Genomic DNA, 12,163 nt, shown 5'->3' with positions numbered 1-12,163 from the left:
TTTTGCCAAGTTTGAGAGAGATCAAAAGCAGCAGCAATGATGTTTTTCCATTTGGTGATGGTGGTGGGTTCAGCACCAAAATAAACCAAGACGTGTGCGCCAGTCATGGTAAAGCGCAACACACGTAGAACAATGTTAAAAGCCATCAGGGCGGCAATGGTTTTGATAATGGCGCTTGTTAAAACGGGATGGTCCTTGCCCCATGCCATTTTACAAAACGCGCATTTAATGGTAAAAAATAACCATAAAAACAATAAATTATCACGTATTTCTAACTAATCTCACCTCTTCCCACTTAGTACAAAACCTAATGTCAAACTACATCCAACGGAGTTTTGTATAGTATGTAGCCTTTCGGAAATTGTGGCTTATCAGCGGATTCTACATATTTTTATATTTTATTTGTTCAAAGAAGACACTGAGCACTCAAAGAACCCTCAACGCTCTATTAAAGCCTTCTCTCATTTTTGCTGTCAAAAACTCATTCGATACATAATGTAGGTAAGAACAATCAATTATCACATATCCACTCTAATTTCACCTTTTTCTACTCAATATAAAGTAAATTACACACAGAAATATTTATTATTTATTAACTTTAAAACTATAAAATCTTTCATTTTTTTGAAAATGTACAATATTAAAAACACTACTATTCTTATTTATATTATATTTTTTTATTTATTTTATATAACTATATTTCTTTAATTATACATCAATAAATATTAAAATAAATAAATATTGATATAAAATAATATATATCACTAATAAAAAACTTATTTTTAAAATATAATTAGATAAAAATACATTATGAAATAAATTTAATATTACATAATTAAACATAAATACAACTTTAATTTTGACAAAAAAAGCAATATCTATTTTCACTTCTGCTTATGAAGTTAGCGGGAAAATGAATGTTGGGGGCTTTAAAAGGAGTAGACTGATGCCTAAAAATTTTCTTCTATCCTGCACTGCAATTGTGGCAGTTGTACTTTCTGCTATCAATCTTAATGCACAAGCTAAAAATCTTGAAATTTCAGAAAGTAAAAAAGAAGTTTCCAACGAAACCTACGAAATTATTCACGCAAAAAAAGGTGGTCAAATTATCGGCAAGCATTTGACGATAATCGGAAACAAAAAAACAAACACCAACATAGGCACAAATGCGCACGCTACAACAGCTGAAGGTTCTAACACTGCGATTGAATTACTGGATGGTACAACCATTAAAGGAACTGGTTCTAGCATTTTTTTCGGTCTTGAAGCAAAAGATGGTGCTACACTGAAAATGACCGGGGGAACTATTACAGTTTCCAACACTGGCGCTAAATTCTTGAACAGTAAGAATGCTGAAAACAAGCTAAAAGATATAATAATATCAAGTGGCAAAGGCAAAGCTCCACTAACTTTTGCAATATTTGCAGACAAAGACAGTGAAGTCACTTTAGAAAATGTAAAAGTGACTAAGGCAATGAATAGCGTTACTGCAAATAATAAATCTGAAATCACGATATTGGGAGGATCATTTGATGCCACAAAAGCAGCAATATCTGCTTACAATGGCAGTCGCGTAACTCTAACCAATAATGTTCAAGCTACATCATCTCATGGCACTGGACTCCATGCAACAGATTCAGAAACCACAATCGAAATGATGGGAGGAAGCGTAATCACAGAAAAAATGGCGTTGGTTGCAGAAAACGGTGGACATATCAAGGTCACGGATGTTGCGTTAACAGCGACGAATGATAAAATCGGAACAGTTGTCGCCGGCGGTCCGAACAGCATGATTGAATTGCATGGAAATACAACAATTAAGAATGCTGTAATCGGTCTTCATGCACAAAATAGTGGAATGATTAAAATGATCGGAGGGACCATTACAGCTTCTGCAATCGGTGCTGATTTCTATAATAGTAAGAGCGATGGAAACAAGCTAGAAAATGTGAAAATATCGAGCAGTAACGATAAAGAGCCTAAAATCACAGGAATAGGTGCCGACAAGGAAAGTAACGTCACTTTAAAAAACGTAACAGTTACGCAGGCAAAAAGTGGTATAGCTGCAAATAATCATTCTAAAGTAACGGTTTCTGGAGGATCATTTGAGGGGAAAATCGTAGGAGCATACGCTGGAAACGGCAGTAACATTACTTTAACTAGTAGTAAAAAAGATAACGTTCAAGTTACATCAACATCATCGAATAGCAAAGGACTCTACACAAATGGTTTACATTCTACCATCACAATGACGGGAGGAACAGTAACCGGAGAATTAGCGTTGGTCGCAGAAAACGGTGGACATATTAAGGTCACGGATGTTGCTCTAACAACAAATGAACATGGGGCCAGGTCACTGATGTTCCTATAATAGGCGCAGGAGTCAATAGCGCTAATAGTATGATTGAATTATATGGCAATACAACGATTAAGAATGCTGGTGTTGGGCTTGTGGCAAGTAACGGTGACGTAATTAAAATGATTGGGGGGACTATTACAACTTCTAAAACTGGTGTTGGCTTCGTGAATAGTAAGAGCACCGAAAGTAAACTAGAAAATGTAATAATATCAACCGGTAAAGATAGAAATTCAGGCAAAGGAATTCTTCTAGAGAAAGAAAGTGGTCTCACTTTAAAAAATGTAAAAGTGACTCAAACAGGCAACAGCGTAATTGCAAATAATCGTTCTAACATAACAATCTCTGGAGGATCATTTGATTCAAGCTATGCAACAATATGTGCTCAAAACGGTAGCAGTATCACCTTAACGGACAATGCTCAAATTACGTCATATGATGAAGCAGGCCTCTATGCACAAGACTCAAAATCCACAATTACAATGACAACAGGAAACGTGACAGGAAAATATACAGCCTTAGAAGCAGACATAGGTGGCCATATTACGGTTACAAATGTTGCTTTAAAAGCAACTAATAATGGCAGTGGTGTAGCTGCTGGTGCAGCAGCCTCTGGCTCTAACAGTGTGATTGAATTGCTTGGAAATACAACGATCAGTGACGTTAAAATCGGAATTGATGCGCAAAACGATAGCACAATCAAAATGATCGGAGGAACCATTACTGCTTCCGAAGCAGGCGTTCACTTATTAAAAAACAAGAGCAATAACAAACTGAAAGATGTAACGATATTAAATCGTAAGGATAATGCACTACTAATCAATGCAATAATCGCAAGAAGAAGTGCCATTACTTTAGAAAATGTAACCGTTCCGCAAGCAATCAATAGCATAATTTCAGATAATGGTTCTCAAATAACAGTTTCTGGAGGATCATTTAACGCAAAAGGTGCAGCAGTATCTGCCATAAACGGCAGCACTATTACTTTAACTGACAATGCTCAAATTACATCATCTGATGACAGTGGGCTCTATGCAAAAGACTCAAAATCCACCATCACCATAACGGAAGGAACAGTACAAGGTAAAACTACTGCATTATTTGCCGGAAACGGTGGACATATTAAAGCCACGAATGTTACTCTAATAACAGCAGATAGTAATGGATTCGGTGCGGAAAGCCAAGATGTTGGCAGTTTAGTTGAATTATATAGCCATACAACGATTAAAAATGCTGAGATCGGACTTTATTCAGAAAATGGCAGCACAATCAAAATGAGTGGAGGGACGATAATTGCCGAAAATAGTGCATTTGTTGTAAATAACAATGGACATATTGATGTAACAAATGTTTCTGCCACAGCAGAAGATAGAGGTATAGCATTTGAAAAATCTAAGAACAATAAAACATCAGAAATCAATTTAACCAATGCAAAACTTCATATTAAAAACGGTACTGGAATTAATGCAAACGAATCAATTGGTAAAGCCAATCTCAAAAATTCAGAAATCCGTGCCAATATTTTATTAGTAACCGAAGCTTCAACGAAAAAAAATGATTTCACTTTTACATTAAACGCCGATCACTCCATCTTAGACGGCAAAGTGAGCACTGAAAAAAAATTCAAAACAGTCTTTGATTTGCAAAACAATACGAAATGGATATTGAAAACAAGCACAAATAAAAAAAGCCAGAACAAAAAACTGCTTGATATTGCTCAAAGAGCACGTTCTGATATTTCTGTCCTTAACATCAATAACAGCTCTATTGTTTTTGAAGAGCCAACTGAAGATCATTATCACACGTTGCACATAGGATCTGGCAGACCAAATACTAAAAAAGTCTACAATGCTACAGGAAAAGCAGAAATTCATTTCAACGTCGAATGGAGTGATAGTGCTGCCATAAACAAACAAAAAGCTGACCATCTTCTGATTCACGGTGATGTTTCAGGGACTACACTGGTTTATATCACTGGACATTTAGAAAAGAACAATATTAAAGCAGATGCTTCTGCTCTTACCAGTGCACATGGTCTTTCACTCATTCAAGTTTCTGGGAAAGTAAATCAAGACTCTTTCAAACTTGCACAGGACTATATCACAATAAGTGGTTCACCTTATAAATATATACTGAAAGCTTATGGACCAAAATCAAACCACAGTAAAACAAATGCTGAACAAAACCTTTTAGGAGAAAATAAAAATTTCTGGGATTTTCGCTTACAACCAGTACTGCTTGATAGCGACTCAAAAGTAAAAACCATCGTGCCATAAATACAAGCTATTTTATCATGCCATGTGCTCTCTTGTATGCTGGATTGACCGATATGGATAAGCAAAGTGCAACTGTTAGCCAATATGCGACATCTGTCTTAAGGAAAGAATAAGACAAACGGAATGGCTTTTTCTTATACGCCTATGGAGAAACAGGAAGCTTATTTTTTGATAAGTAGTACTTCTAGTAGATATAGTTATAGCAGTGCTCATCTTCGTTATGCTGCTCTACAAGGAGTTGTTAACTTTGTCGCGCTAGAAGGGAAAAATATCTACAACACATTTTGGCCTTATAGAAACCTATGGACAACTCTCTTTGCACTCCAAAGAATATGCAAGATACAGTAAGAGTATTGTGGATAAATGGTCACTCACAACCTATGGAACCATACAACATGACAGTGGTTTCTATCTTGATACGCTGTTATCCTATGGCTTCCTAAAGAGAAAGATCACCAATGCTCTCATTGGTAAAACTGCAAAATTGAAAAACGCCAAAATGTTGAGTATCTCCACCACTGTTGACAAACAATTTGCAACGGGTATTCAAGCCGTAACATTCGAACCGCAGGCACAGCTTGCCTATCAACATTTGATGTTTGATACCATTAAAGATGCTGATAATCTGACCATTGAGATGCAAAATCCTTCTCAATGGATAATCCCGTGTTGGTGGACGTTTGACAAAAACCATTGCCACTGAAAACAGCCGTCCTATGTCTTTCTATGGAAAAGTAAACTTAATCAAAACCTTTGGTGATGATCAGACATTCCATATTGATAAGTATTATAAATGTGACCCCTCGGGAAGTTCCGTTGAAGGTGGGCTTGGTATTAGTGCATAATTGTCCGCTAACCTCTCCCTTCATGGTGATGTCAGCTATCAACAAAAGCTTCAAAAAACTGGTATAAGTGGTGCAAGCTTTTCAGGAGGAATACTCTATCAGTTTTAAATCAAAACTGTAAAAATAGCCTATTCAATTTAACAAAAAGGCAGCATATTGCTGCCTTTTTGGTTTATTATAAGCTGTTTTTAAGCGCTTTTTTAAATAGAGAACAGCGAAATATTTGAAGACATTCATTGACCATTGGATGTTTTTTACAAAAAATTCTTTTTATAAAGAATAAAATTGTAAAAAAGAGAACAACCAAAAACAAAATGATATTGTAAAATAATGAGAAGCTTTTCTAGAAAATACAACATTACTATCTTTTGTTATTTCTCACGAATTTAATGCTTAAAATGGTAAAATAACACTTTTGAACATAAAATGATAAGTAAAAAATAATGCAATAATATCAAACAAAGGGATGTATGTTATAAGTCACTCATATATTTCAAAATGGAAGTTCTAATAGGATTTAAAATATTACAGCTCAAACACTGCCCAGAAAATTCATACTGAAAAAATCCTATTATCCCCTTCCCTCTTAACAATGCCGCCAAACATCTCCAGAAACTTCAAAACAAATAAAATTGCATTTTCTCTTCTGTAAAATTGATCATGCTCTTTGCTCTCTATGGACAATAGGCTCTATACTTGCTTCAAAAAACTCCTTTGTATAATCGTGTTGCGCATGTAAATTACGCAATTCATCATTGCTAAGCTCTTCAAGAATAATCCCTTTATGCATAATTCCAACACGTTCACAAATATGTGCAACAACAGCAAGATCATGGGATACCATTAAATAAGTAAGCTTTTTTCTCACGCGCAATGATTTCAACAAGTTTAAAATTTCAGCCTGTACCGACACATCCAATGCAGATGTTGGCTCATCAAGCAACAACACCTCTGGCTCAATAATTAAAGCACGTGCAAGAGCAATACGCTGACGCTGCCCTCCAGACAACTCATGAGGATAACGATAAAGAAATGAAGAATCTAAACCAACGGAATCTAAAGCATCCTCCACCCGCTCTCTTTGATTATCCATTCCATGGATTTTGAGCGATTCAGAAAGAACCGTATGGACCATTTTTCTTGGATGCAGCGAAGCATAAGGATCTTGAAAAACCATTTGAATACAGCGTAAAAAATCCTTACTTCTTTTCTTTTCAACTTCTTGTCCAGCAAAAAGAAACTTTCCACTATAATCTGGAATAAGCCCCACCAATGTATTCAAAATAGTTGACTTTCCACATCCGGATTCACCAATCAAACCATAAGCTTCACCACGCTTAATATGAAAATTAACATTTTTAACAACTGTTACTGCCTTATGCCTATGACCAAAAGTTACAGATAAATTAGAAACATCAATAATATTCTCACAATTTGTCATGAGGAACCTCCTCAACACCATTAACAATCGTAGGATTATACAACCAATCAGGATCACGCTCAGGAACAGCCAAAATATCAACTGGATTATCAAGCCGTGGCAAACTCGCGAGCAACGCCTTTGTATAAGGATGACAAGCGTGAGACAAATCAGAAGCAGGCAACTCTTCTAACACACGGCCCGCATACATCACCAAAATACGATCACAAAAATCAGCAATCATATTTAAATCATGACTAATGAAAATAAGTCCCGTTCCAGATTTTGTCACAAGTTCATCTAATACAGATAAAACTTGTCGTCTGACCGTAATATCAAGTGCAGATGTTGGCTCATCGGCAATAATTAAATCAGGTTTTGGAATGAGCATCATTGCAATCATCACGCGCTGCCCCATCCCCCCAGATATTTCATGAGGAAAGAGACGCATCACATGTTCAGGATCACGAATATGAACAGATTCTAACATAGATATGGTGCGCTCCCTCGCTTCAGCTTTTGAAACACAATAATGAATACGGTAAGCCTCCATAATCTGTTCCCCAATCCGTATTAATGGATTAAGTGAATATTTGGGGTCCTGTAAAATCATTGAAATACGTTTCCCACGGATTTTTCGCATCTGAGGTTCACTTGCGGCCAATAAATCAACATCCTCAAAGCGCATTTTTTTAGCTTTAACAATGGCTGCTTTTGGACTCAACCTTAGTATTGCGCGCCCAGTCATCGATTTTCCAGATCCGGATTCACCAACAATTCCAATTTTTTCTTTTCCAACAGAAAAACTAACGCCACGCACAACTTCTGACATGCCGCGCGTTGTAAGAAAAGAAATACGTAAATCTTCTACTTCTAATAATTTATTACCCATTGCGTGGATCCAATACATCACGAAGACCATCACCTAAAAGGTTGAAAGCAAGACTTGCAAATAATATTGCACAGCCTGGTATTGCCGCCAACCACCAATTTGTCATCATAAATTCCCGCCCTGAAGAAAGCATCGCACCCCATTCAGGACTTGGAAGTTGAGCTCCCAACCCTAAAAAACCAAGACCAGCAGCCGTTAAAATAATTCCAGACATATCCAAAGTTAATCGTACAATCACTGAAGGAATACACATGGGCGCAACATGAAACAAAATAATTCGCCAAGCAGAGGCCCCTTGCAGGCGAACTACAGAAACATAATCAGAAGAACGTATTGTCAAAGTCTCAGCACGTGCTAAACGTGCAATTGGTGGCCATGCTGCAATTGAAATTGCAATAGAAGCATTTTCAATCCCTGGTCCCAATGCGGCTGAAAATGCAAGAGCTAAAATCAAACCTGGAAAAGCAAGAAAAATATCGACAATGCGCATGAGCACAGTATCAACCCATCCGCCCATATAACCAGATACAGTTCCAACAATAAGCCCTATTGGACCTACAATAACTGTTGTAAGAAAAACAACATAAAGAGTAATACGGGAACCAAAAACAAGGCGACTAAAAATATCACGTCCCAATTCATCTGTTCCAAAATAATGCGCCATAGAGGGTGGCTGCAACCGATGCCCTAGATCATTGCTAAGAAAATCATGCGTAGCAATCCAAGGAGCAAAAAATGCACATATGATAATAATACAAATAATAAGCAGACCGAATACAGCCGAAAAGTTATGAAAAAACTTAGCCAGTGCGTGATAAATTCTTTGTATGTTCGCTTGAATTATGGAGTTTGGAACAGGATCGTTTAACCAACTACCCAAAGAAGATGATGATTGCGATTTATGATGATTACTTACTGTCATATTCAACGTGTCCTTGGATCAAAAATGCGATAAAGCAAATCAGAAAATAAATTAATGGCGACAAAGATAAACCCTACAAGTAAAGTACATCCTACAACTGCATTCATATCTCCGGCTAAAAGAGCATTTGTCAAGTAATGTCCAAAACCAGGCCAAGCAAAAACTGTCTCCGTTAAAACAGCCCCTTCTAATAAAAAAGCATAAGAAAGTGCAACAACGGTAATAATTTGAACAGCAGCATTTCGAAAGGCATGCCCCCAAACGGTTCGCGCCCACGATAATCCCTTTACACGTGCAGTAATGATATATTCCTGATTAAGCTGCTCAATCATAAACCCACGAGTCATACGGCTAATATAAGCCATAGCACCGAAAGCCAAGATCAAAGCAGGCATAATAACGTGACTAAAAACATTACCAAAAGCCTCCCATTGTCCTTGGCTTGCAGTATCCCAAAGGAAAAATCCTGTTTTTGGTTCAAAAGAATATTCATAAAGAAAATCAAGTCGTCCTGGGCCACCAACCCAGCCAAGTTTGGCGTAAAATATTAACAACGCCATTAATCCGAGCCAAAATGTTGGAGTAGAATAACTTACAAGTGTAAAAACACGGACAACATAATCAATAAATGAATCGCGATACATTGCTGCAAAAACACCAAATGGAATTCCAAGACTTGTGCCAATAACAATAGCAACGGTTGCAAGCTCTAATGTTGCAGGAAATACACGCATAATATCGGCTAGAACAGGTCGCCCAGAAGTTAAAGCATCTCCAAAGTCAAACAAAAATACATTATGAAGATACTTCCAATATTGGACAATCAACGGCTTATCAAGACCCAGCTTATAATACATTGCATCATAAGCTTCCTGACTAATATTATCACCAAGAATAGACAGAACCGGATCTAGAGGAAGAAGATGACCAAGAAAAAAAGTGATCGTCACCAACCCAAGCAATGTGATAAAAACTGAAATAAGAAGTTTCAATCCTTTGCATAAAAAATCCCATAAAAATAATTTTTTCTGCTTTTCTGATACAGCTCTTTCAGTCTCTGAAAGTGGCAAAACCATTATAAAAATCCCCTCTGTAGCGACAAAACATAAAGCAAATACTTTTTATATAACAAAACAATCTCTTATTAAGCATGTTCTACAATCATTTTCTATAACATGCTTCTTTTTATTTTTCTGCTTCATTGTAATAAAGTCTATAACTGTTCCAAATCCATTTTTTGACATCAGGTCCCATACCAACGGTATAATATGTCTGAAATAAATAAACCATAGGACCATGCTCTAGCACATAATGCTGTAAAGTACGATATTGCATAATACGCTTATTGGGGTCTTTCTCAAACAAAGCATCCATCACCATGTTATTAATATTTTCATCATAATACCCAGCGCGCCAAGCTAAATACATATTGTGCTTTTTTGTAAATGTTGGATCAGGGTTAAACACGTGATTTAATGAAGCAGGATGTCCATCAGGATCGGCACTCCCCCACCCCATAATAGCAGTATCATAATTTCCACCACGTACACGGCTCAACAATTGATTTTGTGCCATTTTTTCAATTGTAAGCTCAACACCAATTTTGCGTGCATTGGCTTGAATAGACTGTGCAACAGACGACATATAACTAAGGCTTCCAACTAAAAGATTAGCTTTAAACCCATTAGGATAACCAGCTTCAGTAATCAGTTGTTTTGCTTTTTTCAAATCCAACTGAAAAGGCAAACCTTCTTTTTCATCTAAAGCACCTGGAACACCTAAAGACATATAAGTTGCCCGTGGAATAGCAATCCCTTTCAAAACAGTTTTTCCAAGACCTTCATAATCAACCAAATAACGAAGTGCCAATCTGACCTTTTCATTCGCAAAAATTGCATTCTTATTATTTAACGATAAGTAAATAATCTGCGGACGCAAAACACGACTAATTTTGACTGGTCCTCCCTTTTTTTCAAGATCTAAAATATCCTCTGAAGAAAGATCACGCACTATATCCACATCACCTTTTTCCAAAAGAAGTCTTTGACTTGATGAATCCGCTACATGCTGCACAACAATCTGCTTAATTTTAGGCACTTCGCCCCAATAATGTTGTGTCGCCTCTAACACAACTTTATCTCCTGGAGACCAGCTCACCAATTTATAAGGTCCAACACAAGCTGTATGTGTTGCTAAATATTTATTCCCCATATCACCGTTAATACTCTGTGCTTCAATTGTTTTCCGATCAAGCAAAGCAGAAGCATAAGATTGTCCAATAACAGTCAATATGAGCTGAATAGGATAGGGTTTATCTAATTTTAATTGTAAAGTCTTATCATCAAGAGCCTGAATATTTGTTTCAATATTGTTTTTGGTAAACCCATAATCCATTAAAGATTGAGCATAGCTTAATCCTAATTTAATAATCCGTTGCATCGACCATACCAGATCTTGCGCTGTAGCCATCCTTCCATCATTAAACTTTAAATCATCACGAAGATGAAAGACTATTCTTTTGCCATTGTCTAAAACGTCCCAAGATTTTGCCATAGCAGGGCGAATTTTTGTAGGATCATGTTCATCATATTGCACTAACGCGCTGCAAATATTCGTCAATAACTCACTCGTCACAACCTCAACAGTTTGCGCTGGATCAAAACTACTAATTGAATCAATATTCCATGCCATTACCAATATATCTTTAGATGAGGCACTGAATGCCGATGTTACAGCCCCATTAAAAAAAACGGTTGAGCTTAATAAAATAGAAATTTTTTTCAATATTCTTTGTTTTCCCATTTTATCTCTTCCTTTTGTATTCTTCTACCTTTTCACACAAAGTGATTGTGATTTTGCTTAAATAGCATAGCATTAGACATCAATTTCATTTAATCAAACTAAGCATCTATAAAATAATTTTCTTATACATCAGTCTATATTCGGGATGCAGAGAATCTATAACCATAAACAAAGATCCTCCCCAATATAACTTTCTATATTCATCGCTCCCTATAAACGATCTTAATTATATACTACTACACAAACATCCCTCACAGTTTCATCCTTAAAAAACTGAAGAGCTTTATATGGGAGAATATTTTCATCATGCAATTATAATTAAGCTCTTTTTAGCTTTGATAACACTAAAAAGACACACTTATTTTTCAATTTTACTATAAAAAATTTGTGGCGCACTATTCCAAACCCACTTTTTGACATCAGGTGTCATCGCGATAACGCTATATTGTTGAAAGATAAACGCATAAGGTCCTTTTTGCATTAATTCACGTTGTAAATCAGCATAGAGTTGCGCTCGTTTTTGCGGATCTTTTTGAAACAACGCTTCTTCAACTTTTTGATTCATCTTAGCATCAAAATACCCATGCTGCCAACTAGGATAGGCTGTGTTTTTTGCCTCAAACCGATTATCCGGATTATAAACAAGACGT

The 12,163-nt window shown here is 36.4% G+C and carries 6 protein-coding genes and 3 pseudogenes; 2 read left to right on the top strand and 7 right to left on the bottom strand.

Annotated elements, in window-relative coordinates:
* Window positions 1–209: pseudogene (locus ACFIK2_RS02075) on the bottom strand (hypothetical protein); the annotation flags it as partial.
* A 737-nt stretch (window positions 210–946) separates the two neighbouring features.
* Between ACFIK2_RS02075 and ACFIK2_RS02070 the strand changes: the two are divergent.
* Window positions 947–2,371, top strand: a complete 1,425-nt coding sequence (locus tag ACFIK2_RS02070; RefSeq protein ID WP_375676854.1) for a hypothetical protein — start codon at window positions 947–949, stop codon at window positions 2,369–2,371.
* 1,301 nt (window positions 2,372–3,672) lie between these two features.
* Window positions 3,673–5,585, top strand: a pseudogene (locus ACFIK2_RS10130) (autotransporter outer membrane beta-barrel domain-containing protein); the annotation flags it as partial.
* Between the two features lie 550 nt (window positions 5,586–6,135).
* Here ACFIK2_RS10130 and ACFIK2_RS02055 read toward each other — a convergent pair.
* From ACFIK2_RS02055 to ACFIK2_RS02030, 6 genes and pseudogenes are all read right to left on the bottom strand, one after another.
* Window positions 6,136–6,918, bottom strand: a complete 783-nt coding sequence (locus ACFIK2_RS02055) for an ABC transporter ATP-binding protein (protein ID WP_273790734.1) — start codon at window positions 6,916–6,918, stop codon at window positions 6,136–6,138.
* Window positions 6,905–7,789 carry an ABC transporter ATP-binding protein gene (locus ACFIK2_RS02050; RefSeq protein ID WP_375633125.1) on the bottom strand — a complete coding sequence of 295 codons (885 nt, stop codon included), beginning with the start codon at window positions 7,787–7,789 and terminating at the stop codon, window positions 6,905–6,907. Before ACFIK2_RS02050 ends, ACFIK2_RS02055 begins: the two co-directional genes overlap by 14 nt.
* Complete coding sequence (locus ACFIK2_RS02045; protein ID WP_273790732.1) at window positions 7,782–8,711, bottom strand: ABC transporter permease; 930 nt, start codon at window positions 8,709–8,711, stop codon at window positions 7,782–7,784. Before ACFIK2_RS02045 ends, ACFIK2_RS02050 begins: the two co-directional genes overlap by 8 nt.
* Window positions 8,712–8,713: 2 nt before the next feature.
* Window positions 8,714–9,787: an ABC transporter permease gene (locus ACFIK2_RS02040; protein WP_375613823.1), complete on the bottom strand. Its 1,074-nt coding sequence runs from the start codon at window positions 9,785–9,787 to the stop codon at window positions 8,714–8,716.
* 109 nt (window positions 9,788–9,896) lie between these two features.
* Window positions 9,897–11,513, bottom strand: a complete 1,617-nt coding sequence (locus ACFIK2_RS02035) for an ABC transporter substrate-binding protein (RefSeq protein WP_375634945.1) — start codon at window positions 11,511–11,513, stop codon at window positions 9,897–9,899.
* Between the two features lie 358 nt (window positions 11,514–11,871).
* Window positions 11,872–12,163, bottom strand: a pseudogene (locus tag ACFIK2_RS02030) (ABC transporter substrate-binding protein); the annotation flags it as partial.

Origin of the sequence: Bartonella sp. AP88XZML (assembly GCF_042195565.1) — a bacterium.
Classification (GTDB): Bacteria; Pseudomonadota; Alphaproteobacteria; order Rhizobiales; family Rhizobiaceae; genus Bartonella.
This window is presented reverse-complemented; position numbering and strand designations above follow the sequence as displayed.